A 26,803-nucleotide genomic window follows, 5' to 3' on the forward strand; every position below is an offset into this window, starting at 1 on the left:
ACAGGCGGGGCATGGGCTGGGCGGATGCCGGTAGCCGGGCGAAAGACGCCAGCGCGGGTACTGGCTCAGGCGGCCCCGCTTTCATACCAGCGGCGGCTGCGGTTCACCACCGCCACCACGGCCAGCATGGCGGGCACTTCAATCAGCACGCCGACCACGGTGGCCAGTGCGGCGCCCGAGTGCAGGCCGAACAGGGCAATCGCCGTGGCCACCGCCAGTTCAAAGAAGTTGCTGGCGCCAATCAGTGCCGAAGGCCCGGCCACGCAGTGCGCCACCCCCAGCCGCCGGTTCAGCCCGTAGGCCAGGCCAGCGGTGAAGATCACCTGGATCAGAATGGGCACGGCCAGCAGCGCAATCACCACGGGCTGGGCCAGGATGGACTGGCCCTGAAAGGCAAACAACAGCACCAGCGTCAGCAGCAGCGCAGCCATGGACAGCGGGCCCATGACCGCCGTGGCACGCTGGAAGGCGGCCTCACCCTGTTTGAGCAGGTGGCGGCGCAGCGCCTGCGCCAGGGCCACCGGCGCCAGGATGTAGAGCACCACCGAGGCCAGCAGCGTGTCCCAGGGCACGGTGATGGACGACATGCCCAGCAGCAGCGCCACAATGGGCGCAAAGGCCAGCAGCATGATGGCGTCGTTCAGCGCCACCTGCGACAGCGTGAAATACGGGTCGCCCTTGCACAGCTGACTCCAGACAAAGACCATGGCCGTGCAGGGCGCGGCGGCCAGCAGAATCAGGCCGGCCACATAGCTGTCGATCTGCGCCGCATCCAGCCAGGGCGCAAACAGCTGGCGCACAAACAGCCACGCCAGCAGCGCCATGGAAAACGGTTTGACCGCCCAGTTGATGAACAGCGTCACCCCCATGGCGCGGGCATGCGCCTTCACCTGCGCCAGCGCGGCAAAGTCAATCTTGACCAGCATGGGAATGACCATCACCCAGATCAGCGCCCCCACGGGCAGGTTGACCTGGGCCACTTCCATGCGGGCCACCGCGGCGGTCAGCCCCGGCAGCGCATGGCCCAGTGCCACGCCAGCGGCAATGCACAGCAGCACCCACAAAGTCAGATAGCGCTCGAACACCCCCAGGGCCGGGCGGGCCGCTGCACGTGGGGCCGGGGCGGCTGTGGTGGAGGTCTCGGTAGCAGGCATCGGGGCGGTCATCTCAGTTCGCTCCGATGCGCGCCACCAGCGGCTGCAGTGCGGCGGAATCCAGTTGGGCAAACGGTAGCTGCACCAGCTGCAGCATGCGGTAGGCCAGGGCCTGGCGTGTCAGCTCAAACCGCTGGGCCTGCTGCTCGGGCGGTGCGGCGGAAGGGTCGGGGTAGCTCCAATGCGCACGCACGGGGGCGCCGGGCCAGATCGGGCAGGGCTGGGCTGCCGCGCTGTCGCACACCGTGATGACCACGCGCATCTGCGGCGCACCGGGCTGGGCAAACGCATCCATGTGCTTGCTGGACAGGGTAGACACATCGACCCCGGCCGCGCGCAGCGCCGCCAGGGCCTGCGGGTGCACCCGGCCGCTGGGCGCGGCACCGGCGCTGTGGGCCTGGGCGTCTATGCCCAACTGCCGGGCCCAGTGGTTGAACATGGCCTCGGCCAGCACGCTGCGGGCGGAATTGTGGGTGCACAGCACCAGGATGTGGGTGGTCATGGGGTCAGCCTCAAGCGGAGGGGTTGGAGGTGGCGGCGTCGTCGCCGGGGCAGCAACTGCCCACGGACTGGCCGCAGTCGGCGCCGGCGCAGCAGTTTTCGGTCAGGTAGCCCAGCACGGCATCCATCTGCGCGTAGGCCGCGCGGTAGATCAGGTTGCGGCTGCAGCGCTCCTGCGTCACCAGACCGGCGCGCACCAGTTCCTTCAGGTGAAAGGACAGGGCGGTGCCGGCCACGTCCAGCTGCTCGGCCAGCACGGAAGGCGTCAGCCCGCCTGCACCGGCCACCACCAGCGCACGGAACACGCGCAGCCGGACCGCATGGGCCAGTGCGGCCAGGGATTGGATGACTTGGTCTTCATTCATATTTCAATAATATTTGAATTATTGAAATGAAGCAAAGCCCGCTGCCAAAACAACCGCTGGAGGTAGCGGCGTGGGTGGGGCCTAGTCTGGCCCGGAGTTCGGTCAGACCGCCCCTTGGGCATCGGGGTGACGCAGCACCACCCGGCATCGCGGGCCCTGAGTGCACTGCGTCGGGGTGTCTGGGCACAGGCTCCGCAGCCAGCCGTGCTTACCGCCGTCCTAGAACGCTGGCAAACGCCGCCGACAGGATCAGCGCCCCGCCGACCATCAGCCCTGCATGCACTGCGGCACCGCCCCACCATACGGCGGTGACCGCCGCAAACACCACTTCACACGGCATGACCACGGCGGTCACTCTGGCCGTAAGCCGTGCCGCCCCGTATTGAAGGCACAGGTTGGAGGCGAGAAAAGCCACCGCGAGGCCCGCCACCAGCACCAGCCAGGGGCCGGATGCCGACGGAAAACCCACTTCCATCGTTGCCGCAGCCGCTCCGCAAGAGAAGGCGATGGCCGCAGTGCCCGCAACCATCGCCCCGCCAAGGAACATCGCAATGGCGCGGCCTTCGCTGGGCAACGCGGCACCGCGCCTCAGCATCACCGTGTTCAGCGCGAATGCAAATCCGGAAAGCGTCGCCAGCACATCCGCAAGCACCGGCTGGGCAGTGCTGCCTGGGCTGGTGTCCGTGCTGGCACCGGGCTGCATCAGAACAAAGGCCGCACCGATCACCGTCAGCACCGCACGCAGCACTGCTGGCGCCGTCATGCGTTCCTGAAGCAGCAGTCTGGCCAGCGGCAGTGACCACAGCGGCATGAGATAGAAAAGAAGGACAACCCGCACCACATCGCCTATTCCGACCGCCCAGTTGAATGCCGCGTTCGTGAAGCCCGAGGCCATCAATATCCACCACAGTGCGGGCGTTCGGGCCAGCAAGCGCACCGCGCTGGGGCGCCAGACAGCGACCACGACCGCCACGACTAGGTAGATGACCGCAGTGGCCCACAGCGGGTGCATCCCCATGCCCTGCAGCTGCTTCAGCGGCCACCATGAGACCCCCCAGACCACGCAGTTCAGGAGCAGTGCCAGCACCGGAGCGACGGTTGAGTTTGACAACATGACAATCAGAGAATTCCACTAAAGTAGATTTTCTACTATAGTAGATGGCATGGCAACCCACACCTCCCCTGAGCACCTGATACCCCGTCGTGTCCGCGAAGAGCGCAACCGACGGGGGCTGACACTCGACCAGCTGGCCGGGATGGCGGACGTCAGCCGCGCCATGATTTCCAAGATCGAGCGGGGGCAGAGCACCCCCACGGCCGTGCTGCTGTCCAAAATTGCCGATGCCATGGGGCTGAGCCTGTCGGCTCTGATGAGCGAGCCGCGCACCCCCACCACCGCCGTGCGCAGGATGCTGGAGCAGCCGCACTGGGTGGATCCGGAGACGGGCTATATCCGTCGGCTGGTATCGCCGCCAGGGGATGACAGCGCCACGGAAGTCGTGGCGGTGGAGCTGCCCGCGCACAAGACCGTGACCTTCGCGGCCACCGAAAGCCTGCATTCAGACGATCAGGTGTTGCTGCTTGCGGGCCGGTTGAATCTGCATTGTGCAGAAGTGCTCTACGAGCTGCAGCCCGGTGATTGCGCCAGGATGTCCACCACCCAGGAACAAACGTTTGAAAACCCGGCGGACGCGACCGCACGCTACCTGGTGATCAAGAGCCACTACCGGTGATGGGCACAGCTACCCCCAAAAAAATGAGCAAAGAGGAAAGAAGACAGATGGATCTGAAGTTCAAATGGAACCGCATGGAGTCGTTCTCCGCGCTGGAGATGTACAACATCATCCAGGCACGCGAAGCCGTGTTTGTGGTGGAGCAGGCCTGTGCGTACCAGGAAGCAGATGGCGCAGACACCCAGTCCTGGCATCTGTCCGTCCTGTTGGACGGCGAGCTGGCTGCCTATGCGCGTGTCGTCGATCCCGGCGTCAAATACCGCGAGCCGTCCATCGGCCGTGTCATGGCGGTGGCGCAGTACCGCAAGCTGCAGATTGGCCGTGCGCTGGTCACAGAAGCCATTGCGTTTGCCGAAGCCAAGTTCCCTGGAACAGGCATCCGCATCGGGGCCCAGGCCCATCTCCACAAGTTCTATGGTTCGCTGGGGTTCCTGCCGGTGGGTGAGATCTACGACGAGGACGGCATCCCCCACATCGAGATGCTCAAGCCGCCCGTTGCTGTGGCTCAGAACTGACGGCGCGGAGTACCGTCGAATCGCCCCGTTCTGCGACCTGTTTTGCGACCTGGGGCATCCCGGTGCCGTGGTGCAGCCCGTGGCCAGGCGTGCCGCAGCACCGGCCTGAAGCTGTGCTTCATTTCCCAGGGGGCGCCGCGTCTGCGTTTAGACTTGCCCCCATGTCAGCCCTCTACAACCACATGGTCGCCGCGCTCCGGGAGCACTGGACCGCCCACAGCCAACAATATCCCCAGCGCTTTGAGCTGACCGACGCCGCGCTGCGTGAACTCAACGACACCCGCAAGCTGGTCAACGACACCATGAACTACGTGCTGCGCCCCGGCTGGGAAGCCGTGTTCCTGGGCGTGCCGGTGCAAGGTGGTGCTGCGGTGAATGCGCTGGTGGCGGCCGATGGCAGCCTGCACCCCCTGGTGGAGCACGCGCCCACCGCATAAGGCAGCGCCACGGCACGCCGACCGCGGCTGCAGCCAGGGCAGCCGCATCCCTGGTGCGGGCCCTTACGCCGTATGCAGGACCGGGGCATGAAAAAAGCCGCACCGGCGAACCGGTACGGCTTGGCAGCGGTGGTGCGGCGTACTGGAATCGAACCAGTGACCCACAGCTTAGAAGGCTGTTGCTCTATCCAACTGAGCTAACGCCACACGCTTGGTTAACTGTCTGAAATGCCCTCTAGGGGATGGCCATCACGGTGGGTGGAGCGCAGCGCGCCGTATTCCCCCTCCCGTGCTTTCAGGGTAGCCGCTGATTATGCCAGCGATTGGGCACGCGGGACTTTGCAGCGCCATGCGCTCTTTCGTTATCTCCACGGCCTTCCCATCCTGCCGGAATGTTGGCCATCACGCCGGTCGATCCTGCGGCATGCCTCGACTGAGATGGGGCCCCAGGCTGTACGGTGCCTGCAGCGGTGGTCGCTGTGTGCATTGGATTTCCCGGCTGTTTGTGAGCGCCTGTTACATTGCCCGCATGAGGAGCAAAGCACTTCCAAAGTCCCGCCAGAACGCCACGGGGCTGACAGGCTACCTTGCCGGCAACTACCCGCTGCGCACCGTGTTCTGGGGCTTTGGCCTGGGCGGAGGCGGCGCGTGCATGCTGGCCATGTACGCTTTGGCCACCCATTTGCCCTATATGCAGGCAACGGCCTGGCAATTCGGCTTGCTCTATGCCTTTGGGTGGTGGCGGGCCACATGGAAGTCCGCCGGCCAGTATGCCGGGCCATTGGTGTGGCAGCGTGGCGCCAAGGCAGCTGTCGTGGTCACCGCCGTGCTGCTCATGGGCGTGACCGTGTATGCCAGCCGCCTGAACCGCATTCCCTTCAGCGGCTGATCGCAGGGGGTATGGGTGGGCGTGCCACAGAACAAGCAGGAACTGCTAGAAGCCATCCAGACCACGCATGCCAGGCTGTGGGCGGACCTGTGCACCATCCCCGATGCGCGCGCCCATGACGCCACCATGGAAGGCCATGCCCAAGGCACGTGCATGAGCCCGGCGGATCTGGTGGCCTACCTGGTCGGCTGGAACCTGCTGGTGCTCAAGTGGTGTGACCGCAAGGCCCAAGGGGAGTCTGTCGATTTCCCGGAGACGGGCTACCAGTGGAATGAACTGGGGCTGCTGGCGCAGAAGTTCTACGCCGACCACGCGCACCAGGACTACCCGGCGCTGCTGCAGCAGTTGGCCCAGGTGCACGCGCGCATCGTGGCGCTGGTGGAAGCCTGCAGCGATGCACAGCTGTACGGCGCGCCCTGGTATGGCAAATACACACTGGGGCGCATGATCCAGTTCAACACATCATCCCCCAACGCCAATGCGCGGGTCCGCATCCGCAAGTGGAAGAAGCTGCACCAGCTGGCCTGAGGGTGTTCGCTGGCCCGCGCCAGATCGCGCCATCTTGTACAGCCCGCAGGCATTCGACGGGGAATGTTGGCTTGCAGCTTTTGCTGCGCCCCCTGGCAGGGCGCTGGCTCAGCAGCATGCTTCACGGTGCGAGTCGGTGTGCGGTGGTGCGGAGGCAGTCTCTTTCTGCAGCCGGTGGATGCCGGTGGCCACAATCGGCTCCAGTGCCGCCAGCAGCTCCCGGTGTGCAGGGGTCAAAGGCTGGGTGCTGGCCATTTCGATGACGGCAACCACCTGGCCGGCATGCCGTATCGGCACCAGCAGAAGAGACGCTGGTGTGCAGTGGCCAAGGCCGGAGCGGATGCGCAGGTACTGCGGACCCGGGGCCTCCACCAGCACGGGTTCGGCGGTGCTGGCGCAGCGGGCCATCAGCCCGGTGGTCATCGGAAAATCGGCCAGCGCCTGGGAGGGCGTGGCGGCCGTGCCGGCATAGTGCGCCAGGGCCTGCAGGCGCTGATCGCTTCCATCCACCACGGCAATCAGGCTCTGGCCCAGCGGCAGATGGCGTGCCAGTTCCCTGAGGGTGACCTGGCCGAAGGCTTCCAGCGAATCCACCAGTTGCAGTCCCCGCAGCAGATCGGAAACTGCCTGGCCGCGCGCGGCTTCGTCGTGCATCTGCTGCTGGCTCTCGCGCAGCGCCTGTACGGTCAGGCGGTGGCGGGCCACCTCGCGGTGAAGCCGTCGGGCCCAGAAGGCCATGGCCAGCAGCAGCCCCGCCAGTGCCGAACCTGCAGGAATCCCCCAGGTCACGAGCAGATCGCGCCACTGGTGGTCGGTGTCGAAGGAGGCTGAGTACATCTGGTACTCCATCAGCGACACACCGTACTTGTTGCGCCAGGAGATATCCAGGCCCGACCCGACGCGGCGGCTCTGGCTGAAGAAGGCGCTCAGTGTCTGCTCCAGATCCGGGGTATTCGGGGAAATGCCCCAGCCAACCTGTGTGAGTTCCCCCACCGGAAACAGCAGATCGAGGTTGTCCAGATCGTCACGGACCCATTTGAAGGCCGACTCGGCGGCGATCACGGTGAAGTCGGCACGGCGCTGTGCCACCGCCTGCATGGCCTGTGCGGTCGGTAGGGGGTGGATGGTGATGGGCGTATTTTTGTTGGTGGCGTTGTAGCTGCGCAGCCATCCCTCATACGCCGTGCCGGCCTGCACGGCCGCTGTGCGCCCGGCAAGGTCGTCCGGGCTGCGCAGGATGGTGCGCGCGTCTGGCCGCGCCACCACCACGTTGCGGGTCGAGAAATACGGCACCAGCACCATCTTCTGTTCGCGCCACGGGGTGATGTGCAGATCGTTGGGGTACAGGTCGCAGCGGCCCGAGGCCAGCGGCGCGGCTTCGTAACGCGCATCGCGCTGGACCACGCCTTGGGCGTTGACGAACTGCGCATCCCAGGAGGGCAGGTTTTCCACCCTGGCGGGCACCCCCAGGTAGCGGGCAAATTCCTGGGCGTTGGTGCGGTAGAAGTCCGCGCTGGATCCGGCCACGCACACGCGCAGCTCCCCCGTGTTGCGAATCTCTGCCAGCGTCCGGCCATGGGCGGACCCCGCTCCCGCCAGGGCCGCAGCGGCCATCACGGGCAGAAGAGTGCGTAGGAGCGTGTGCATGGTGTGCGCCTACAAGGTTTGGGCCTGGGCCTGGTCCAGGGCTGCCAGGGCCGCCGTGAAGTCGATCCGGTCGATCGCGCGCGCCACCGGGGTCAGTTGCGCCGCCAGCGGATCGGCTTCCGCGGCCAGGCGCTGCGTCAGCGCCTGCAGCAGGTCGACGGCTTCGGCATCGCTGTCCTGCAGAAGTTGACGCAAGCCCTGCAGCATCGTCGCCGTGGCGGCGGAGCGTGTATGCGGGGGCTGCACGGCGGACACCGTTGCCTGTGCAATACCCTGCGGGCGTGGCAACTGCTCCAGGGCCGCAATCAGGGGCTGCAGCAGCGCCTCCACCTGGCCCAGCAGAGGCAGCACACCGGTCCTGGAAGGAGTGGTCTGGCATGCCGCTTCTAGCCCCGCAGCCGCAGTGGCCAGGGCCTGGGCGCCAATGGTTCCAGACGCCCCTTTGAGCGTATGGGCCAGGCGCGTCGCCAGCGGGGCATCGCCTGCCTGCACGGCTGCCGTGAAGGCGGCCGCAAAACCTGCCTGCTCATGGGCGTAGAGGCCCAGCAGGCGGCGGTAGAGGCGGGCGTCCTGCTGCACGATGTGCAGACCTGCTGCCAGATCCACCCCGGGAAGTTTGGGCAGCTCCGACAGTTCCGAGCGTTTCGGCACAGCCGGCAATGACGGCGCTCCAGCCAGGGGCGGAGGGGGCGCCCCGCCTGGGGTCCCCGGTGGCGGGCCTGCACCAGCCTCCGGGCCGGTAAGCGGGCGGCCGATCCAGCGGGCCAGGCAGGCAAACATCTCGCCCACCCGCAGGGGCTTGGGGATGTGGTCCACCATGCCGGCCTCGATCACCTTTTCCCGGTCCCCCGCCATGGCGTTGGCCGTCATGGCAATGATGGGCAGGGCATCCAACCGTGGCTGGGCGCGGATCTTCTGTGTGGCGACAAAGCCGTCCATCACGGGCATCTGGCAGTCCATCAGCACCGCATCGAAGCGTGGATCCTGTGCCAGGCAGTCCAAGGCCTCCTGGCCATTGCAGGCCACCACCACGTCGATGCCTGCATTGCGCAGCAGCTCCTGCGCTAGTTCCTGGTTCAGCTCGTTGTCCTCCACCAGCAGCACCCGTGTCCCTTGCAACTGCTGCAAATGCTCTTTCTGCCCCTGTTCCCTGGTTGCGGCACGGGACTGCACCAGCTGGCCCTTGCCCAGCGCCTCTCCCACGGCTTCCAGCAGGGTGGATGGTGTGACGGGCTTGGTGAGCACAGCATTGACATGTGCTCCCCGGGTCTGCAGGGCCGTCATGGCCTCTTCACGCCCGAAGGCCGTGACCATGATGACGGCCGGTGCGTCCCCTCCGTGGGAGGACTGCATCCGCGCCACGGCTTCGGCGCCGTCCATCCGGGGCATGCGCCAATCCATCAGCACCAGGTCGTAGGCAAGCTGCCGCTCGTTGGCCTGCCGGACCAGGGACAGGCATTCATCGCCGTCCCGGGCCACATCCACCTCCAGGCCGAAGTTCCGGGCCATGGTCGAGAGGATCTCGCGCGCGGCAGCGTTGTCGTCCACCACGAGGATGCGCAGTCCCAGCAGCTCCTGCGAGTCGAACATTCGCTGGGGTGTGGGGTCGGGCTGCAGGCCGAAACGGGCGTGGAAGTGGAAGGTGGAGCCATGCCCCAGCGCACTCTCCACCCAGATGCGGCCCTGCATGAGCTCCACCAGGGTGCGCGAGATCGCCAGCCCCAGACCGGTCCCGCCATAGCGGCGGGTGGTGGAGCTGTCGGCCTGGCTGAAGGACTGGAACAGCCGTGTGCACTGCTCTTGCGTCATGCCGATGCCCGAGTCCTGCACCCAGAAGTGCAGCTCCACTTCGTCGGGCGTCTGGGCCACCATTTCCGTTCCCAGGATGACTTCGCCGCGCTCAGAAAATTTGACCGCATTGCTGCACAGATTGACCAGCACCTGCCCCAGCCGCAGCGGGTCGCCCACCAGGGTGGCGGGCAAGCCGGACGCCGTATTGAACAGCAGCTCCAGACCCTGATCCTCGGCCTTGATGCCGATGAGGTCGGCCACATGGTCCAGCACGTCCGCCAGCTTGAAGTCGACCTTCTCCATGGACAGCTTGCCGGCCTCGATCTTGGAGAAATCCAGGATGTCGTTGATGATGCCCAGCAGGTTTTCCGCCGAGTGGTTGACCTTCTCGATGTAATTGCGCTGCTTGGCGTTCAGCGTGGTCTGCAAGGTCAGGTGCGACATGCCGATGATGGCATTCATGGGCGTGCGGATCTCATGGCTCATATTGGCCAGGAACTCGCTTTTGGCGCGGGTGGCTTCCTCGGCCAGTTCGCGGGCGCGGCGCACCTCGTCCTCGGCGCGGTGGCGCTGCGTCACATCGCGCACCGAGGCGCACACGCATTCGCCCCGGCCGCCCACATCGGGCAGGCGGGAGATCCCTAGCTCGATGGGGATTTCCGTCCCATCCTTGCGCAGGCCGTACACACGGATACCGTCAGCGCCCATCAGGTGGGAGCCGCCTTCCTGGGCAAAGCTATCCCGCTGTGCGGCATACCCATCCCGCGCATAGAAGGGGATCAGCGTTGCAATGGGCATGCCGATCAGCTCTTCCTCCCCATAACCGAACATCGTTCCCACCAGGGGGTTGGCCAAAGAGATGCAGCCTTCCGGATCCAGGACCAGCATGCCGTCGGGCGAGGATTCGATGATGCTGTGGTACCAGGTCTCGGTGGCCTTGATCGCGTCCTTCTGCCGTGCCAGCTCGTCGGCCTGCCGCTCCAGCGTCCGGGCCTGGGCCTGGGTTTCCTGCAGCAACTGGTGGGTGGCCAGATTGCGCTCCATGATCTCCAGATTGGCCGCAAGCGACGGCATCAGGGCATCCAGCAGCGCCTGGCGGCCGGGGGCGCTGGGCTCCAGGCTGGCGATCTCCAGAACGCCCAGCAGTTCATCCCCCCGCATGACGGGCAGCACGTTGATGGAGCGCGGCGCCGCCTCCCCCAGTGCAGAGCCCACGCGCACATAGTCTGCCGGGGGATTGGTCAGCACAATGGGGCTGCGCTCCACGGCGCATTGCCCCACCAGCCCTTGGCCCAGCGGAATGTACGGCTCCTGGGACTGGCCCGCGCACTGCGCAAAGCCCCCCAGCAGGCGCAACCGGCGCTGCGCCTTTTCGTGCAGATACAGCACCCCATGCCCTACGCCCAGCAAGGGCGCAGTCAAGGTGAAGAAGCGCTGCGCCAGTTCGGCAAAGGTGCGGGTGGCCTGCAGCTCCGCCGAAATCGAGGCGGTGTGCGCCTTCACCCACCGCTGTACTTCCAGCTCGCGCGCAAAACCCTGCAGCACTGTCACGGCGCGCGCCAGGGCGCCCACGTCGTTCTGGTAGGCGGTGTGGGGCACCTGCTGCTCCAGGTCGCCTGCGGCGATACGTTCCACGGCCGTGCGCAGCTCCGCCGCAGAAACGCGGATGGAGCGGACGATGAGCCAGGCCAGAAGCACGCTGGACAAGCCGCCCAGTGCCAGCAGCACCATGCCGCGCAGCCGGGTTTCATCGGCCAGCACCTGCACCGCCTTGAGGGTGGCGCGGGCACTCTGCTCCTTGGAGGTGGCAATGGCCTCCATGGCCTGGCCCACGGTGTCGCCCATCGTCCTGAATTCCCGGCTGGAAATGCGCAGCCGGGCCTCGTTCAGGCGGCCCTGGCGGGCCAGCTCCAGCATGTGCTCCAGGGCCAGGCGGTACGCGGCATAGTTCTGGTCGAATGCCGCCAGCCTGCGCCGGTTGTCCTCCTGGACGATGCGTTTGCGCAGCTCCGCCACTTCACGGCTGATGTCCGCATGCGCCTTGTCCAGCTGCCGCATGGCATTGGCATGGTCCGCTTCATCGTTGGTCAGCAGCGCATCGCGCAGGGAACGCTCCATGTCGGCATAGAAGAACTGCACGGCCCGCGCATCGGAGATGCCTTGCAGCTCGTTCTCGTACATGTCCTCGATCTGGTGGCTCACCTTTCCCACCGTGTACAGCCCGAGCATGCTGATCAGGGACGCCATCAGGAGCACCACCGCAAAAGCGGTGGCCAGCTTGGCCGTCAACGAAGAGCGGTGGTAGTGCTGAACCAGACCAGTCATGGAGTAAGCGCCTCTTCTCAAGAGCAGTGCAGGGGGCCGCTATCGGGGGGGCTGCCCGCAGGGGCCGGGCAAGGGGGCAATGATGGGGCAACGAGGTAAAGGCGCCCGCAGGCTAGGCAATGGAGCCGATGTCGCCTTTGGCAAGCTCCACGCTGCGTTGCTTTTCCAGCATGTCGGCATGGCTGTCGGCATAGGTCCGCGAAATCTCCTGAAACCGGTCCAGCACGCCCAGGAAGGCGTCGAACACATCCGGGTCGAAATGCGTGCCGCGCCCTTCGCGCATGATGTCCACCGCCTTTCCGTGCGGCATGCCTTCCTTGTACACACGGCGGCTGATCAGTGCGTCGTAGACGTCCGCCACCGCCATGATCCGGGCCGAGACGGGAATGGCATCGCCGACGAGGCCTTGCGGGTAGCCGCTGCCGTCCCACTTCTCGTGGTGGCCGTAGGCTATTTCCTTGGCGTATTTCAGGAAGTCCACCGCCATGCCCAGCTGGTCCTCGGCATGCTGTATCGAATCCCGGCCTAAGGTGGTGTGGGTCTTCATGACCTCGAACTCCTGCGGCTCGAAGCGGCCCGGCTTCAGCAGGATCCGGTCGGGAATGCCGATCTTGCCAATGTCATGCAAGGGCGCGGACTTGAACAGCATGTCGATCACATTGCCGTCCAGGTGCAGGCGGAAGCGCGGGTGGTCTTTCAGCGCCGTGGCCAGCACCTTCACATAGTGCTGGGTCCGGCGGATGTGGTTGCCGGTTTCATTGTCACGGGTTTCGGCCAGCGAGGCCATTGCCAGGATGGTGACATCCTGGATGGCTGCCAGCTCACGGGTGCGCCTGTGCACCTCGAAGTCGAGAAACTCGTTCTGGTTTCGCAGGATGTCCGCCCCGATCTTGGCCTGCAGCTGCGATGCCACGCGTGCCAGCAGAATGGGGGGATTGATGGGCTTGCTGATGAAGTCGGCCGCGCCCACCTCCAGCCCGGTGGTTTCATCGGCCGTGCCGGTCATGGCCGTCAGAAAGATGATGGGGATGTGCCGGGTTCTGGGCGACTCCTTGAGCCTGCGGCAGACCTCGTAGCCCGACATCCCGGACATCATCACGTCCAGCAGCACCAGGTCGGGAAGTGTGTCCTGGGCAATGATCTCCAGGGCCTTCTCGCCGGAGCTGGCAAGCTTCAACTGGTATTTGGCTTTGAGCAGGCCAGACAGAAGCCACAGGTTGTCCGGTGAATCGTCCACCGCCAGAATCTGCGGACGAAGCGGCTTCTCTGTGGTTCCTGCAAGCATAAGATCTCCCTGGTCACGGGTGTCGAGACTCTCTTTTCAGAATGTCCACCATTGCCTACACCTTGGCAAGACTTTCCCGACAGGCTCCCATTCAGGTTGCGCAGGAACATCGTTGTGCTCGTTCGCCCGCACGGTTCGCAGTGCGCCCGCCTGCCATCAGCCGCCTGCCAGCAGCTGTCAGCCTTGCCGGCACCCGGGAAGGCGCTCATGCCTCCGGCGATCGGCAGCGCCCGGCTTCCGGTGTCCCTGGGGGCTGGCGCCGTGCAGGGCAGGCCCGTGCTCAGGCCAGCCAGCAGGGAAGGCCTGCTGTGGTGGCTGGCGAGTGGCCTGCGCTGGGGGCGGCGGGGGGCTTGTGTGAGCTGCCACAACTGCGACAGCGGCCATGGCAGCGTCGCTGTAGATGCTGCAGTGCAAAAACTTGCTACAGTGGGGCTCCATGGTTCGCTGCACACTCACCACCACTACCTCCACGACCGCTAATTGCGGACCGTGTGAAGTGCCGTGAGCGATCAGTCGATCCACTTCCCAGGCCCGCCAGCAATGGACAGGGCTTTTTTTATGCCCTTGCGCCGCTGGCACCACGCAAGGAAATGCATACATGTTTGCCCTGTTAGTCCTCGATGTCCAAGTCGGGCTGGTCCACGGTCCCGAATCCATGTGGCGCTGCACCGAGATGCTGGAGACCATCAACACGCTGATGGCCCAGGCCCGGCGCGCCGGAGCCCCCATTTTTCTGGCACGCCACATCGGTCCCGTGGGCACGCCCATCGGCCCCGGCAGCCCATTGGCCGAACTGGCGCCGGAGCTGCAGCTGGATGGCAGTGAAGTGGTGTTTGAAAAGCACCGTCCCAGCGCTTTTGCAGGGACCGGGCTGCTGGACAAATTCCGCGCTGGCGGCGTGAGCGGCGTGGTCATCACCGGCATGAAAACCCAGTATTGCGTGGACACCAGTTGCCGGGCTGCGCGCGATATGGGCCTGGAGGCCGTGCTCATTGCCGATGGCCATACCTGCGCGGACACCCCTCAGCTGCGTGCCGAGCAGATCGTGGCACACCACAACGCGACGTTGGCTGGCGCGTTCTGCTCGGTCGTGCCTGCAGATGCCTGGAGTTTCCCGGTGCCAGCCCAGGCCGCGCGCACTGCCGTGCCGGCACGCTGAGGCCCGAACCACGCCACCTCCGGCCCTGCGGCTCTGCGCCAGGAGCCGCAGGGCCGGTATCCGAATGCCGGTGCGGTGTGTGGCGTGCGTTTAGCTCAACAGGGTATCTGTTCTCATGCGATGGCGCAGGTGCATCGCTTCCATGCGCGCGGCGACCGTCGGGTGCGATCGCGTGTCGTGCTCCCTGTGGTTGGTGGCTGCCCCCATCTGGCAGCTGATGCCGAAGAAAAAAGCCGGTGCCTTGCGGCGTGCGTGGGAACTGAAGAGAGGGAGGGAGGAGACGCTCCCAGGCCCGGCAAAAAGGTAAAGCCTGTGAACGGTAGGTCCTGGACTGGAATCAGTGCACCGCCATGCAGCGGTACAGGCGCTGCACGGTCCGCACGCTGATGGCAGATGCCCTGGGAAAGCGCCGCATGGCATCTTCAAGGGCCGCGCAGGTGCTGGGGAACAGGGCGGTGTAGTACGCCCCTTCGACTTTGATAATGCACCGCCTCATTGATGACTCCTTGAACGTGATCTGCTGTCTACCGTTTATCGGCTAGTTTGTATCAAACTGAAACAGAATTGTGTAAAGACAGCGTCGGTCAGCGGTTGCTCACGCAGCAGCGCCCACCTACAGGGTGGCTGCGGAATGCAAAGCCGGTGTCTGGTGGCATGCCTGGCAGGGCTGGGGCAATGCGCCGGGGCAATGCGCCGGGGCCCGGTGGGAGGCTGGTCTGTATCCATGCAGCGCTTCTGCCATGGCGGGCAGCAGCTTTCGCAGCGCTGGGGTCGCAAAGGTGCTGCAGAGTTGCACGTGCCATTCACCGTTCGCACCGGCTTTCGCAGGTGCAATGCGATCCATTTCGAACGTGAAATAGGGCTTTTGGCGCTACCTCCCAAAGATGGGCGCAGCGCGCTTAAACTTTCGGTTCCCTTGGGGAGTAGCCTGCTTCCGCCCTGGAAGCGTCTGCGTCAACACACTCGGCATCTTCATGCTGTGGCGCAGGCATCCGTTCTTCGGTTGGCGAGACCATCGGCATGTCACTGCGACGCAGGTCGGGCAGTGGTGGCATGCCGTTGTGCTCAGGCCCGACCGTATTCCCAGAACCCCAGATGAACGCTGCTTCCATCACCCTGTTGGCGCTCGCCATGTCCACCGACGCCTTTGCTGCTGCCATTGGCAAAGGATCCGCCCTTATGAAACCCCGTTGGTCAGAGGCGGTGCGCACCGGTCTGATCTTTGGCGTCATCGAGGCCATCACCCCCCTGGTCGGCTGGGCGCTGGGCTATGCCGCCGCCGACTATGTCGAATCCTGGGACCACTGGATTGCCTTTGTCCTGCTGCTGGTGCTGGGCCTGCGCATGGTGCGGGGCGCGTTCCAGCATACGGATGCGCCGGAGATCAGCAAGCCGGCACGGCACGGGTTCTGGCTGCTGGTGGCCACCGGTTTTGCCACCAGCATCGATGCCATGGCGGTGGGGGTGGGTCTGGCGTTCCTGGATGTGAACATCACGGTGGTGGCGCTGAGCATCGGCTTTGCCACCTTCGCCATGGTGACGCTGGGCGTCATGGTCGGGCGCCTGCTGGGCCATGTCACGGGCCGGTGGGCAGAAGCGGTGGGCGGCCTGGTGCTGATCGCCATTGGTTCGCTGATTCTGTACGAGCACCTGTCCGCCGTCTGAGAGCGAAGCCATATCCACGGCAAGCGCTGCACAGCCATCCACTGCGGCGCTGATTCCGTGGAGGTGTGAATGTGTCCCATTTTTTGACTGTGCCCGGCCGCCATCCAGCTTTTGATGGGCATGTGCAGGATGGGCCGCAAATGGGCTGAAGAGATATTGGTATGCGCCTACAAAAAATCCCGCTGTCGGCGGGTTTTTCTATGGAGGAAATGCTTTCAGTGCCAACGCTGCGTGGTTTGCTTTCTCGCATAGAGGTTTGTTTTTTTATAGCAGACCCATATTGCAGGTGGTCGGTTCGCGTGATTTTGGTGGCGTGGCAGAACGCGCATGCACCGCACTGTGGAGGTGTGCCCGATGAACACCATCCTGGTGTATTCCTTCTCCAGGTACTTCGGCGCCACGGGCTGGCGGCTGGGCACCATTGCCCTGCACCAGAACAATGTGATCGACCAGAAGCTGGCGGCCCTGTCTGCGGCAGACAAGACCTCGCTGGAGCACCGGTATGCGTCCATCACCACCGATGTCCCCGGCTTGAAGTTCATCGACCGTCTGGTGGCCGACAGCCGCACCGTGGCACTCAACCACACGGCCGGCCTGTCCACGCCCCAGCAGGTGCAGATGGTGCTGTTCTCGCTGTTCGCCCTGATGGACGAGAGCAACCACTACAAGGCGGCGCTCAAGGGGGTCATCCGCCGGCGGCAGGCCGCGATGTATGCCGAGCTGGGCATCGACATCCCGGACGACGAGAACTCGGTGGACTACTACACCCTGCTCGATCTGGAAAAAATCTCGGAGCAGCTTTACGGCGCCGAGTTTGCGGCCTGGGTGAAGGCCAGCTTCGCTGCCAACGAACTGCTGTTCCGCATTGCCGACGAAACCGGCATCGTGCTGCTGCCGGGTCGGGGCTTCGGTACCCCGCACCCGTCGGGCCGTGCCTCGCTGGCCAACCTCAACGAGTTCGAATATGCGCGCATCGGCCGTGCCCTGCGCAGCATGGCCGACGAGTACTACGCCGCCTGGAAGAAGAAAAAATGATGCCGACCCGGGCCTGCTGCGCACCACCATGCGTGGCTGCCCGGAAGGTCGGCTGTCAGGCTGTCAGGCTGAATGAGGTGGTATAGATCGGGGTGGATCGGTATAGGCCGGTCGCCCCGCAGCCCCTCCAGCGATAAAAAAAGCCCCGTAGCCTGAGCGCCGGGGCTTTTTGCTGGGGCGGAATTGCCAGGGGCTGCCGATGCGCCGTGCCGCAGCGCCGGTGCATCGGTGCGACTCCATCCGCTTCAGTCCTCTTCAAACACCAGGGTGGTGGGCGCCATCACGCGGGCCAGATCGCCCAGCGTGGGGATGATGCCCTGCTTCACATAGCTGTAGGGCGTATCGGGCTCCAGCGCGGCAGCGGCCACATTGGCCAGGGGCTGGTTCATGCTGATGAAGTAGCTGCCGGGCACGGCGTCGATGGCATTGCGCACCACGCTGATCTTGGCATCGGCGCCTGGGGCCGCGGCATAGCCGTCGCTGAGCACCGGGGCCTGTTCGGCCACGCGCTGCACCTGCACGCCCAGCAGGCGCAGGCGCTCCACCGCGCGGTCGCTTTGCGGCGACAGCCAGTAGCCGCAGGGGCGGGGACGTTGCAGGGTGGGGCGCAGTTCCTGGCTGGAACGCCAGACGGCGCGCACCGTCTTGTCGGCGCCGGTCAGCGGGTCCAGCATGACCACATCGCGCTGGGTCTGCTGTGCCTGCGCGGCCACGGTGAGCTGGCCCTTGCAGGCCTGGGAGGCCACATCGCGGGTCACGAAGGACTGCACCTTGGCCAGATCGTCGGCACGCGCAATGGTGTCGTGCAGTGCGGCGGTCAACGCCGTCACCTGGGTGTGGACCCGGCGCTGGATGTGCAGGCGCTGCAGGTCGGCGCCGCGGCTTTGCACCGTCAGGCTGGGCAGGTTCTTCAGTGCCGCCATGTTGAACAGGCTGGTGGGGGCCGGGCTGCCCGTGCTCAGCACCTTGTCGGTGGGGCTGGCCGTATAGGCCCAGTCCACGCGCTGGCCGGCCTGGGTCAGGCTGTCGGTGATGGGGCGGTGCAGCCACTCGCGTTCGGCCTTGGCAACGAACTCGTGCACATTGGGGCTCAGGCCGTATTGCAGGCCGGCATCGTCGGCGCGCAGGGCGTCGAACTGCTCCAGCGTGGGGTGGATGGCGGCAAATTCCTCGGCATTCACCACCACGGTGGGGCGGTAGTCCCGCACCAGCTTGGCCAGTGCGCGGGCTTCGGGGGTCTGCAGCAGCAGGTGGTCCTGTGTCAGCAAGGTGCCGTCGGCAGTGGCGGCGCTGCCGGTCTCAAAGCCATCGGGGTTGGCGCGGGGCACCAGCACCACATTGACCTGGGCCAGCAGGGGGTGCAGCCGGCCACCGGCGTCCAGCTCCTGGCTCATGGCCAGCAGTGCCTCGGTGGGGGCGAAGTCCGTGCCTTGCTGGCCGGCCACGATCAGCACCGTGGGGCGGCGGGTTTCGTCCAGGGCTTCGGGGTTGATGGCATTGGCCTTGGCGGCCACCAGCGCATGGATGGGGCGGCCTTGCTGGCTGGTGCCGATGGTGATCAGGCCCAGGCGCACGGGCTGGCCCAGTGTCTTGGTCGACAGGGTCTGCAGCAGCGTGCTCAGCTCTTCATTGGTGGTGAAGCTGCGGCGGCCGTTTTCCAGGCCGGGCGTCTGATAGCGCACGGCGGGATCGGGAAAGCGCAGCGCCACTTCTCCGGCGTAAGGCAGGGCTTCCAGCGTGGGGGTGGGGGCGATCGGCGTGGTTTGCGCCGTCGACAGAATGGAGGAGGGCGCGCCGCTGGCGGCCTCGGGCGCGGGTGTCCGCGCCGGGGCCGGAGCGGGGCGGCTGGGTTGCCACACGGGCAGCGGGGTACTGGCACAGCCGGCCAGCACCGTGGCGGCGCCCAGGACGCTCAGCCACCGCAAGGGGGCAGAACGGGCTTCCGAACGATCCTGAAGGGAGGAGGGGGCGAAAGTGGAGGGCGTGGTCATGGTGTGCGGGTACCTCGGGTCACGGTCAGGCCATTCCGCAGCCGCAAGGGGCGTGCGGGTGGCGCAGGGGCAATGCTAGCTGCAGCGTGGGGAGTCCGTGTGTCAGCGCAGGGCGCGCTGCTGCAGTTCGAAAACCTGCAGGCGCCAGGCCTGCAGGTGGGCGGGGTCAGCGGTTGTAGCCGCCGCCACCGCCACGGCGGTTGCCACCACCGCCAAAGCCGCCGCTGTTGCCGCCGCCATTGCCACCGTTACCGCCACGGCGGTTGCCACCGCCGAAGCCGCCACGGCGACCGCGGTCAGCCATGCTGTCCACGCTGGTGCGCATCGGGTCAGGCTGACCGCCATTGCCGCCGGCGCCGCCATTGCTGCGGGGAGCGGCATTGCGGATCACGCCCACATGGGTGCCCAGGTGGGCATTGGCGCGAGGGGGTTGGTCGTCAAAACGGCTCGGGCCTTCGTAGCCGTCGCGGGTCTGGCGCTGGGGCTGGCTGCGCGGCGCGCGTGGCTGCTCATCGCGGGGGAAATCGCTGCGCGGTGCATCGGCACGCGGGTTGTCACGCGAGGGGCGCTGGCGCGAGCGATTGAAGCCCTGGCCGTTGCGGCGCTGCTGGGCGTCGGCATCACCGGCGAACTCCGGACGTGGTGCGCGGGCCTGGTCGTTGCCGCGGCGGTTGCTGCCGCTGCTGTGGCCCTGGCGGCGCTGACCGTCTTCCGACGCTGCCGCACCCTGGCCGCCTGCTGCGGCGGGACGGGGGCCCTTGCCCTTGCCGGCGGCACGGTCGCCGCCCTGGGCCACCTTGTTGGTGCGGATGCGATCCATCATTTCCTGGCGTGCAGCTTTGGCGGCGGCCTGCATCACGTCGCGGCTGGGAGGCTTGCCGGCGCCGCCCCAGATGGTCTGGCGGCCCATGGCGATGGGTTCGGCCTGCTCGTTGGCCTCGGGGCCAAAGCCTTCGAGCACCTGCACCGGGATCTCCTGCTTGGTGAAGCGCTCGATCTCCATCATGAAGCCTTCTTCGTCCATGCACACCAGGCTGACGGCATGGCCTTCGCGGCCGGCGCGGCCGGTACGGCCGATGCGGTGCACGTAGTCTTCAGGGACGTTGGGGATTTCGTAGTTCACGACGTGCGGCAGCTCGTCGATGTCGATGCCGCGGGCTGCGATGTCGGTGGCCACCAGGGCGCGCAGCTCACCGGTCTTGAAGCCGGCCAGTGCCTGGGTACGGGCGCTCTGGCTCTTGTTGCCGTGCAGCGCCATGGCGCTGATGCCGTGCTTGGTCAGGTAATCGGCCACATTGTTGGCGCCGAACTTGGTGCGGGTGAACACCAGCACCTGGCTCCAGTTGTGCTCCTTGATGATGTGCAGCAGCACTTCCTTCTTCTTGCCGCGGCCCACGGGGTGGATCACCTGGGTGATGCGCTGCACCGTGGTGTTGCTTGGCGTGACCTGGATGGACTGCGGGTTCTTCAGCAGGCTGTTGGCCAGCTCGCGGATCTCGTCGCTGAAGGTGGCGGAGAACAGCAGGCTTTGCTTGTCCTTGGGCACCAGGGCCAAGACCTTTTTCACGTCATGGATAAAGCCCATGTCGAGCATGCGGTCGGCTTCGTCCAGCACCAGGATTTCGACCCGGGACAGGTCCACCAGACCTTGCTGCTGCAGATCCAGCAGACGGCCGGGGGTGGCCACCAGAATGTCCACGCCCTTGCGGATGCGATCCACCTGGGGCTTCATGCCCACGCCGCCGAAGATGACGGTGGAGGTCACATCCAGGTACTTGGCGTAGCTGATGAGGTTTTCGTTGATCTGGGCAGCCAGCTCGCGGGTGGGCGAGAGCACCAGAGCGCGGATGCCACCGGCCGGGGCCTGGGTGCCGCCTTGCGTGAGGCGGTGCAGCATGGGCAGCGAAAAGGCAGCCGTCTTGCCGGTGCCAGTCTGGGCGCCAGCCAGCAGATCCTTGCCGGTCAGCACGGCGGGAATCGCTTGTGCCTGGATAGGTGTCGGGTTTTCGTAACCCTGTTCGAGCACGGCCTTGACAATGGCGGGTGCCAGGTTCAGTTCTTCAAATGTCATTCTTGTCGATACGCCCGTCCGGGGCGCTGGGTATCAGCCTGTCGGGGCAACCTGCGTTGGTTGCCGGGCCAGTCTTAGGCAGATGATTTCAAGGAATGGGAGCCTGGAGCAGCGTCCGTCGTCCCCAGCTGAAATGCTGATGCCAAGGGCAACTGGAGCTCTTGGCTATGCATATTGTCGCATGCGTCGATAATCATGGTTGGTCGGCAGCCTCCGGTTGCCCAGATTTCTCACCAAAACCCAGAATTTTTTCGTAAGCATCCATGGCCCAATACGTCTTTTCGATGAACCATGTCACCAAGACCGTGCCGCCGAAGCGGCAGATCTTGAAGGACATCTCCCTCAGCTTCTTCCCCGGCGCCAAGATCGGCGTGCTGGGCCTGAACGGCTCCGGCAAGTCCTCGCTGCTCAAGATCATGGCTGGCGTGGACAAGGAAATCGAAGGCGAAGCCATCCCGATGGCCGGCCTGTCGATCGGCTACCTGCCCCAGGAACCCCAGCTGAACCCTGAGCACACCGTGCGCCAGGCCGTGGAAGAAGCCATGGCCGAGGTGAACAACGCCAAGGCCCGCCTGGAAGAGGTGTATGCCGCCTATGCCGAGGAAGATGCCGACTTCGACGCCCTGGCCAAGGAGCAGGGCGAGCTGGAAGCCGTCATCGCCGCCGCCGGCACCGATTCCGAGCACCAGCTGGAAATCGCCGCCGACGCGCTGCGCCTGCCCGCATGGGACGCCGTGGTCGGCCAGCTCTCCGGCGGTGAAAAGCGCCGCGTGGCCCTGTGCCAGCTGCTGCTGTCCAAGCCCGACATGCTGCTGCTCGACGAACCCACCAACCACTTGGATGCCGAATCCGTGGAATGGCTGGAGCATTTCCTGCACCGCTTCAGCGGCACCGTGGTGGCCATCACCCACGATCGCTACTTCCTGGACAACGCCGCCGAGTGGATTCTGGAACTCGACCGTGGCCACGGCATCCCCTACAAGGGCAACTACTCCGATTGGCTGATCCAGAAGGGCAACCGCCTGGAAGCCGAACAAAAGGGTGAGGAAGCCCGCGCCAAGGCCTTGAAGAAGGAACTGGAATGGGTGCGCCAGAACGCCAAGGGCCGCCAGGCCAAATCCAAGGCCCGTATCGCCCGCTTCGAGGAACTGAGCGATTACGAATACCAACAGCGCAACGAAACCCAGGAAATCTTCATTCCTGTGGCCGAGCGTCTGGGCTCCAAGGTCATCGAATTCAACAACGTCTCCAAGGCCTTTGGTGACCGTCTGCTGATCGATAACCTGTCCATGAACGTGCCTGCGGGCGCCATCGTCGGCATCATCGGCCCCAACGGCGCCGGTAAGTCGACGCTGTTCAAGCTGATCGCGGGCAAGGAACAACCCGATTCCGGCACCGTGGACATCGGCCAGACCGTGAAGATGGCCTTCGTTGACCAGCACCGCGATGCGCTGGCCAACGACAAGACCGTGTGGGAAGACATCTCCGGCGGTCTGGACATGATCAACGTCGGCAAGTTCACCATGGCCTCGCGCGCCTACGCCGGCCGCTTCAACTTCAACGGCCAGGACCAGCAAAAGAAGGTCGGCAACCTCTCCGGTGGTGAGCGCGGCCGTCTGCACCTCGCCAAGACCCTGATCCAGGGCGGCAACGTGCTGCTGCTGGACGAACCGTCGAACGACCTGGACGTGGAAACCCTGCGTGCCCTGGAAGACGCGCTGCTGGAATACGCGGGCACCGTGATGGTGATCTCCCACGATCGCTGGTTCCTGGACCGTATCGCCACCCACATCCTGGCCGCCGAGGGCGATTCGCAATGGGTGTTCTTCGACGGCAACTACCAGGAGTACGAAGCCGACAAAAAGAAGCGCCTGGGCGAAGAGGGCGCACAGCCCAAGCGCTTCCGCTTCAAGGCCCTCAAGTAATTCTTGCGGTGCAGCAAAAAGGCTCCTTCGGGAGCCTTTTTTCATGGGGGATGGACGCAGCAATGGCCGGCAGCCCGTGCACACGCCGCGAGGGGCGGCGTGGTCGCCCCCTGTCGCTGGCGCGACCGGGCGCTGCCGGCGCAGGGGCAAATCCCAGTGCCGCAGAAGGCGCAGGCCGCCTAGATTCGCGGGGTACCGCGGCCTCAGGCGGGGGCAACACCCAGCCACGCCGCACCGTCCTAGCATCTTCCGGAGACTCTCCCCATGCCCGTTTCTTCTTCACTGCCCCTGTCCCGCCGCGGCATTGCCCGCGCCGCAGCCGCCTTGCTGGCCACCTGCGCGCTGGGCGCCGGCGCGCAGACCGCCTACCCGAACAAGCCCGTGCGCGTGGTGGTGGGCTTTTCGGCCGGCGGCACCACCGACGTGGTGGCGCGCATCATGGCCAAGGAGCTGACACAGGCCCTGGGCCAGACCTTCATGGTGGACAACAAGCCCGGCGGCGGCAGCAATATCGCCACCGACCTGGTGGCCGCCGCCCCGGCCGATGGCTACACCCTGCTGTTTGTGGCCGTGACCAGCGCCATCAACCAGACCCTGTACCCCAATGTGAAGTTCGACCTGAACCGCGACTTCGAGGCCGTGGCCCTGGGTGCCAAGGTGCCCAATGTGCTGGTGGTCACGCCCAATGTGCCGGCCAAGAATGTGAAGGAGCTGATCGCCTGGGCCAAGGCCAACAACGACAAGGTGTCCTACGCCTCATCGGGCAGCGGCACCTCCATCCACATGGCGGGCGAGCTGTTCAAGGTGCGCACCGGCCTGCAGACCCAGCACGTACCCTACAAGGGCAGCGCGCCGGCGCTCACCGACCTGATGGGCGGCCAGGTGCAGTTCATGTTCGACAACATGCCGTCTTCCTGGCCCCAGGTGCAGGGCGGCAAGCTGCGCGCGCTGGCGGTGACCACCAAGACCCGCTCGCCCTCGGCGCCGGACCTGCCCACCATGGAGGAAAGCGGCGTGGCACCGTTCGATGTGAGCAGCTGGTTCGGCCTGATTGCCCCCAAGGGCACGCCCAAGGACATCGTGGACAAGCTGAACAAGGCCATGAACGCCGCCTTTGACAAGCCCGAGGTCAAGGAAGCCTACGCCAAGCTGGGCGCCGTGGCCGAACACAACACACCGGCCCAGTTCAGCAGCTTCATCCGCTCGGAAGTCAGCAACTGGGCGCCGGTGGTCAAGGCCTCGGGCGCCAAGGTGGACTGAGGCACACCTCCCAGCCCCAATCCACCCCCACAGCCCACCCGGTCTGTCCGGGGAGGCGGTGGATGCGTGGTGCCGGCGTGTGCCTTGCACCCTGCCCGCTGTGAGGTACAGGGTTGCAGGGCTAGCGGGTAGGGCGCAGCCCGTCGCTCCAGCACGGCAGCCTGGCCTGACCGGGCACCTCCACCGCGCTGGCCAGCAGAATGGCGCGGGCCGTGGCCACGGCCACGGCTTCGGCGGCCAGGGTGAACAGCGTCATCAGGCCCAGGGTCCGGCCGGACTGGCCCGTGCCCAAGGCAAATAGGGTGTCGCCGTCGCTCATGGTGTGCACCGGGTTGATGGCGCGCGCCAGACCGTCGTGGGCCACGGTGGCCAGGCGCTGGGCCTGGGGCTTGGTGATCTGGGCATCGGTGGCCACCACGCCGATGGTGGTGTTGCTGCCGGCCAGAATGGTCTGTGGGCTGTCGCCGCGCAGCAGGGCATCGCGGGCGCACAGCAGAGCGGCGCCATCGGCCGTGCGTGCACCGGCCAGCAGCTCGCCGGTGGTCGGGTGGTAGACATCACCCAGTGCATTGCACGCCACCAGGGCGCCCACGGTAACGCCGTCGACGGTGAAGCTGGCCGTGCCGATACCGCCTTTCATGGCCCGTGCAAAGCCAAAGATCTTGCCCACCACGGCGCCGGCGCCGGCGCCCACGCTGCCTTCGGCCGGGCGTTCGCGGGTGGCGGCCTGGCAGGCCGCGTAGCCGGCTGCGGCATCCGGGCGGATGGCCATATCGCCCAGCATCACATCGAACAGCACGGCAGCAGGCACCAGCGGGATACGGCCCACGCCAATGTCCAATCCGGCGCCCTGGGCCTCCAGCCAGCGCACCGTGCCGCTGGCGGCATCCAGCCCCCAGGCGCTGCCGCCCGCCAGGGTGATGCCGTGCACCTGCTGCACCAGATTGGAGGGCGCCAGCAGATCCGTCTCGCGGGTGCCGGGGGCGGCGCCGCGCACATCCACCCCGCCCACTGCGCCCTGCGGGCACAGCACCACGGAGCAGCCGGTGGGGCGGCGGGAGTCGGTGTGGTGTCCCACGCTGATGCCCTGCACCCGGGCGATGTGCCCGGGATGCTGCAACAGGTCGAGAACGGCGGCGGAAGGTGCAGAAGCGGCGGGGAAGAAAGCGGTCACAGGCAGGTTCCGGTAGGGCGATGGCCGGGTTTATATGGGATGGGTGATAAACAAATAGTTTTTTTATCTCTAGGGTTTACCCATGGCGGCGCGATACTGAAGGGCGACCGCCACCGTCCGGTGGCCCGGATTCTCTCCCCCCATTCTCTCTTTTGTCCCTTTTGCGAGTTTTCCCATGACCTCCCGCTTTGTTTCCCGCCGCGCCGTGCTGGCCGCTTCCACCCTGGCCCTGGTGGCCGCCCTGGGCACGCCCGCGCTGGCGCAGGACGCCGCCAAGAAGAAGCTGCTGATCGGCGCCACCGCCGGCTCCAACTACGACCTGCTGCAAAAAGGCATCCTGCCCCAGCTGCAGAAGAAGGGCTACCAGATCAAGCTGGTGGAGTTCAACGACTATGTGCAGCCCAATCTGGCGCTGAGCGACGGCTCGCTGGACGCCAACTTCTTCCAGCACCGCGCCTACTTTGACCAGTTCACCGCCGACCGCAAGCTGGCGCTGAGCGCCATCGTCCAGGGCCCCGTGGCCCCCATGGGCGTCTACAGCAAGAAGCACAAGTCGCTGCAAGGCATCCAGAACGGCGCCAAGGTGGCCCTGCCCAACGACCCCAGCAACCTGGCGCGCGCGCTGCTGGTGCTGCAGCAGGCCGGCCTGGTGCAGGTCAAGCCGGGCGTGAACCCTGCCCGCATATCGGAGCTGGACCTGGCGGCCAACCCGCACAAGCTCAAGTTCCTGCCGCTGGAAGCCGCACAACTGCCGCGCGTGCTGGAAGACGCCGACTACGTGGTGGTCAACGGCAACTTCGCCATCTCGTCCGGCCTGAAACTGAACGACGCCGTGGTGCTGGAAAAGACCCCCGACCAGTACCTGAACGTGGTGGCCGTGAAGACCGGCAACGAAAACAGCCAGTGGGCCAAGGACCTGGCGGCCGCCTACCGCTCGGCCGAGTTCAAGGCCGTGGTGGACAGCCAGTTTGCCGGCTACGCCAAGCCGGCCTTCCTGCAGTAAGGCGCTGCACGGGCGGCGAACAGCGGCCTGCCGGTCTGACTGCCTGACACCAGGCACCAGGCACCAACAAGGGACTGCAGGGCAGTCCCTTTGTTTTGGGCGGTGCTGTGCCGCGGGGCAGGACGCGCAGGCGGTGTGGCGCTGCCGGTGCTTGAAGAGTACGGAAAGAACGCAGATAAGCAGCGAAAAGGGCGTTGCAAGGGGAAATATCCGCAGCGTCGTCGGTCGGTGGTTTGCACCAAGCTGGTGCGCAAGCAGCGGCTTTGTCGGTGCTTTGACCGCGATTTGTTGCTTTTTTGCTTCAATTTTCCCGTTCAGGGCAAAAAAAGCGGGCTCCAGCCTCTTGCATG

At 65.7% G+C, this 26,803-nt stretch carries 21 protein-coding genes, 1 tRNA gene and 1 pseudogene; 11 read left to right on the forward strand and 12 right to left on the reverse strand.

Annotation, left to right across the window (positions count from 1 at the left end):
- Window positions 1–65: 65 nt before the first annotated feature.
- The 4 genes from arsB to KW830_RS01070 all read right to left on the reverse strand — a co-directional run bounded on the left by arsB (window position 66) and on the right by KW830_RS01070 (window position 3,134).
- Window positions 66–1,166 (reverse strand): ACR3 family arsenite efflux transporter, encoded by a 1,101-nt coding sequence (arsB, locus tag KW830_RS01055; protein ID WP_255578024.1) that lies wholly within the window; start codon window positions 1,164–1,166, stop codon window positions 66–68.
- Window position 1,167: 1 nt separating this feature from the next.
- The gene (locus KW830_RS01060) at window positions 1,168–1,656 is read right to left on the reverse strand and encodes an arsenate reductase ArsC (protein WP_066533504.1); all 489 of its coding nucleotides are present in this window, start codon (window positions 1,654–1,656) and stop codon (window positions 1,168–1,170) included.
- A 10-nt stretch (window positions 1,657–1,666) separates the two neighbouring features.
- Window positions 1,667–2,020 (reverse strand): helix-turn-helix transcriptional regulator, encoded by a 354-nt coding sequence (locus KW830_RS01065; RefSeq protein ID WP_066533503.1) that lies wholly within the window; start codon window positions 2,018–2,020, stop codon window positions 1,667–1,669.
- Window positions 2,021–2,228: 208 nt separating this feature from the next.
- A complete protein-coding gene (locus KW830_RS01070) occupies window positions 2,229–3,134 on the reverse strand; it encodes a DMT family transporter (RefSeq protein WP_218331657.1) in 906 nt (301 codons plus the stop codon).
- Window positions 3,135–3,183: 49 nt separating this feature from the next.
- Here KW830_RS01070 and KW830_RS01075 point away from each other — a divergent pair, with 49 nt between their 5' ends.
- The 3 genes from KW830_RS01075 to KW830_RS01085 all read left to right on the forward strand — a co-directional run bounded on the left by KW830_RS01075 (window position 3,184) and on the right by KW830_RS01085 (window position 4,705).
- The gene (locus KW830_RS01075) at window positions 3,184–3,753 is read left to right on the forward strand and encodes an XRE family transcriptional regulator (RefSeq protein WP_218331659.1); all 570 of its coding nucleotides are present in this window, start codon (window positions 3,184–3,186) and stop codon (window positions 3,751–3,753) included.
- Between the two features lie 47 nt (window positions 3,754–3,800).
- A complete protein-coding gene (locus KW830_RS01080; RefSeq protein ID WP_218331661.1) occupies window positions 3,801–4,268 on the forward strand; it encodes a GNAT family N-acetyltransferase in 468 nt (155 codons plus the stop codon).
- Between the two features lie 161 nt (window positions 4,269–4,429).
- Entirely contained in the window at window positions 4,430–4,705 is a 276-nt protein-coding gene (locus KW830_RS01085) for a hypothetical protein (RefSeq protein ID WP_218331663.1), read from the forward strand.
- 130 nt (window positions 4,706–4,835) lie between these two features.
- Here KW830_RS01085 and KW830_RS01090 read toward each other — a convergent pair.
- A tRNA-Arg gene (locus KW830_RS01090) sits at window positions 4,836–4,912 on the reverse strand.
- A gap of 322 nt (window positions 4,913–5,234) precedes the next feature.
- Here KW830_RS01090 and KW830_RS01095 point away from each other — a divergent pair.
- Both KW830_RS01095 and KW830_RS01100 read left to right on the forward strand, forming a co-directional pair.
- Window positions 5,235–5,594, forward strand: coding sequence for a hypothetical protein (locus KW830_RS01095; RefSeq protein ID WP_218331665.1), 360 nt, complete (start codon window positions 5,235–5,237; stop codon window positions 5,592–5,594).
- A 21-nt stretch (window positions 5,595–5,615) separates the two neighbouring features.
- Window positions 5,616–6,122 carry a ClbS/DfsB family four-helix bundle protein gene (locus KW830_RS01100; RefSeq protein ID WP_370626068.1) on the forward strand — a complete coding sequence of 169 codons (507 nt, stop codon included), beginning with the start codon at window positions 5,616–5,618 and terminating at the stop codon, window positions 6,120–6,122.
- A gap of 108 nt (window positions 6,123–6,230) precedes the next feature.
- On the opposite strand, the gene KW830_RS01105 is transcribed toward KW830_RS01100, so the two are convergent.
- From KW830_RS01105 to KW830_RS01115, 3 genes are all read right to left on the reverse strand, one after another.
- Complete coding sequence (locus KW830_RS01105) at window positions 6,231–7,769, reverse strand: transporter substrate-binding domain-containing protein (protein ID WP_083520252.1); 1,539 nt, start codon at window positions 7,767–7,769, stop codon at window positions 6,231–6,233.
- 9 nt (window positions 7,770–7,778) lie between these two features.
- Window positions 7,779–11,885, reverse strand: a complete 4,107-nt coding sequence (locus KW830_RS01110) for a response regulator (RefSeq protein ID WP_066533482.1) — start codon at window positions 11,883–11,885, stop codon at window positions 7,779–7,781.
- A 112-nt stretch (window positions 11,886–11,997) separates the two neighbouring features.
- Entirely contained in the window at window positions 11,998–13,170 is a 1,173-nt protein-coding gene (locus KW830_RS01115) for a two-component system response regulator (RefSeq protein WP_066533480.1), read from the reverse strand.
- Between the two features lie 598 nt (window positions 13,171–13,768).
- On the opposite strand from KW830_RS01115, the gene KW830_RS01120 reads away from it, so the two are divergent.
- A complete protein-coding gene (locus KW830_RS01120; RefSeq protein WP_218331669.1) occupies window positions 13,769–14,329 on the forward strand; it encodes a cysteine hydrolase family protein in 561 nt (186 codons plus the stop codon).
- 337 nt (window positions 14,330–14,666) lie between these two features.
- Here KW830_RS01120 and KW830_RS01125 read toward each other — a convergent pair whose 3' ends face one another.
- A complete protein-coding gene (locus tag KW830_RS01125; protein ID WP_172591785.1) occupies window positions 14,667–14,825 on the reverse strand; it encodes a hypothetical protein in 159 nt (52 codons plus the stop codon).
- Window positions 14,826–15,424: 599 nt separating this feature from the next.
- Here KW830_RS01125 and mntP point away from each other — a divergent pair.
- Both mntP and KW830_RS01135 read left to right on the forward strand, forming a co-directional pair.
- Window positions 15,425–15,994 (forward strand): manganese efflux pump MntP, encoded by a 570-nt coding sequence (mntP, locus tag KW830_RS01130; RefSeq protein ID WP_066533478.1) that lies wholly within the window; start codon window positions 15,425–15,427, stop codon window positions 15,992–15,994.
- Window positions 15,995–16,339: 345 nt separating this feature from the next.
- A pseudogene (locus tag KW830_RS01135) lies at window positions 16,340–17,029 on the forward strand (bifunctional aspartate transaminase/aspartate 4-decarboxylase); the annotation flags it as partial.
- 245 nt (window positions 17,030–17,274) lie between these two features.
- Here KW830_RS01135 and KW830_RS01140 read toward each other — a convergent pair.
- Complete coding sequence (locus KW830_RS01140; RefSeq protein WP_218331673.1) at window positions 17,275–19,020, reverse strand: M14 family metallopeptidase; 1,746 nt, start codon at window positions 19,018–19,020, stop codon at window positions 17,275–17,277.
- Between the two features lie 166 nt (window positions 19,021–19,186).
- Entirely contained in the window at window positions 19,187–21,091 is a 1,905-nt protein-coding gene (locus KW830_RS01145; RefSeq protein WP_218331675.1) for a DEAD/DEAH box helicase, read from the reverse strand.
- 263 nt (window positions 21,092–21,354) lie between these two features.
- On the opposite strand from KW830_RS01145, the gene ettA reads away from it, so the two are divergent.
- Complete coding sequence (ettA, locus tag KW830_RS01150) at window positions 21,355–23,016, forward strand: energy-dependent translational throttle protein EttA (RefSeq protein ID WP_218331677.1); 1,662 nt, start codon at window positions 21,355–21,357, stop codon at window positions 23,014–23,016.
- A gap of 264 nt (window positions 23,017–23,280) precedes the next feature.
- Window positions 23,281–24,276, forward strand: coding sequence for a tripartite tricarboxylate transporter substrate binding protein (locus KW830_RS01155; protein WP_083520250.1), 996 nt, complete (start codon window positions 23,281–23,283; stop codon window positions 24,274–24,276).
- Window positions 24,277–24,397: 121 nt separating this feature from the next.
- Here KW830_RS01155 and KW830_RS01160 read toward each other — a convergent pair whose 3' ends face one another.
- Complete coding sequence (locus KW830_RS01160; protein WP_218332578.1) at window positions 24,398–25,399, reverse strand: P1 family peptidase; 1,002 nt, start codon at window positions 25,397–25,399, stop codon at window positions 24,398–24,400.
- Window positions 25,400–25,625: 226 nt separating this feature from the next.
- Here KW830_RS01160 and KW830_RS01165 point away from each other — a divergent pair, with 226 nt between their 5' ends.
- Window positions 25,626–26,453 (forward strand): MetQ/NlpA family ABC transporter substrate-binding protein, encoded by an 828-nt coding sequence (locus KW830_RS01165; RefSeq protein ID WP_066533467.1) that lies wholly within the window; start codon window positions 25,626–25,628, stop codon window positions 26,451–26,453.
- The last annotated feature ends 350 nt before the right edge of the window (window positions 26,454–26,803 follow it).

Origin of the sequence: Comamonas sp. CMM03 (assembly GCF_019218715.1) — a bacterium.
GTDB lineage: Bacteria > Pseudomonadota > Gammaproteobacteria > Burkholderiales > Burkholderiaceae_C > Comamonas > Comamonas terrigena.

Bases quoted from the DNA above. Each gene is read 5' to 3' on its own strand.
- KW830_RS01125 (WP_172591785.1), bottom strand. From the start codon at position 14,825: ATGAGGCGGTGCATTATCAAAGTCGAAGGGGCGTACTACACCGCCCTG.
- KW830_RS01110 (WP_066533482.1), bottom strand. From the start codon at position 11,885: ATGACTGGTCTGGTTCAGCACTACCACCGCTCTTCGTTGACGGCCAAG.
- KW830_RS01075 (WP_218331659.1), top strand. From the start codon at position 3,184: ATGGCAACCCACACCTCCCCTGAGCACCTGATACCCCGTCGTGTCCGC.
- KW830_RS01145 (WP_218331675.1), bottom strand. From the start codon at position 21,091: ATGACATTTGAAGAACTGAACCTGGCACCCGCCATTGTCAAGGCCGTG.
- KW830_RS01095 (WP_218331665.1), top strand. From the start codon at position 5,235: ATGAGGAGCAAAGCACTTCCAAAGTCCCGCCAGAACGCCACGGGGCTG.
- mntP (WP_066533478.1), top strand. From the start codon at position 15,425: ATGAACGCTGCTTCCATCACCCTGTTGGCGCTCGCCATGTCCACCGAC.
- KW830_RS01155 (WP_083520250.1), top strand. From the start codon at position 23,281: ATGCCCGTTTCTTCTTCACTGCCCCTGTCCCGCCGCGGCATTGCCCGC.
- KW830_RS01085 (WP_218331663.1), top strand. From the start codon at position 4,430: ATGTCAGCCCTCTACAACCACATGGTCGCCGCGCTCCGGGAGCACTGG.
- arsB (WP_255578024.1), bottom strand. From the start codon at position 1,166: ATGACCGCCCCGATGCCTGCTACCGAGACCTCCACCACAGCCGCCCCG.
- KW830_RS01140 (WP_218331673.1), bottom strand. From the start codon at position 19,020: ATGACCACGCCCTCCACTTTCGCCCCCTCCTCCCTTCAGGATCGTTCG.
- KW830_RS01070 (WP_218331657.1), bottom strand. From the start codon at position 3,134: ATGTTGTCAAACTCAACCGTCGCTCCGGTGCTGGCACTGCTCCTGAAC.
- KW830_RS01105 (WP_083520252.1), bottom strand. From the start codon at position 7,769: ATGCACACGCTCCTACGCACTCTTCTGCCCGTGATGGCCGCTGCGGCC.
- KW830_RS01080 (WP_218331661.1), top strand. From the start codon at position 3,801: ATGGATCTGAAGTTCAAATGGAACCGCATGGAGTCGTTCTCCGCGCTG.
- KW830_RS01060 (WP_066533504.1), bottom strand. From the start codon at position 1,656: ATGACCACCCACATCCTGGTGCTGTGCACCCACAATTCCGCCCGCAGC.
- KW830_RS01120 (WP_218331669.1), top strand. From the start codon at position 13,769: ATGTTTGCCCTGTTAGTCCTCGATGTCCAAGTCGGGCTGGTCCACGGT.
- KW830_RS01065 (WP_066533503.1), bottom strand. From the start codon at position 2,020: ATGAATGAAGACCAAGTCATCCAATCCCTGGCCGCACTGGCCCATGCG.
- ettA (WP_218331677.1), top strand. From the start codon at position 21,355: ATGGCCCAATACGTCTTTTCGATGAACCATGTCACCAAGACCGTGCCG.
- KW830_RS01165 (WP_066533467.1), top strand. From the start codon at position 25,626: ATGACCTCCCGCTTTGTTTCCCGCCGCGCCGTGCTGGCCGCTTCCACC.
- KW830_RS01115 (WP_066533480.1), bottom strand. From the start codon at position 13,170: ATGCTTGCAGGAACCACAGAGAAGCCGCTTCGTCCGCAGATTCTGGCG.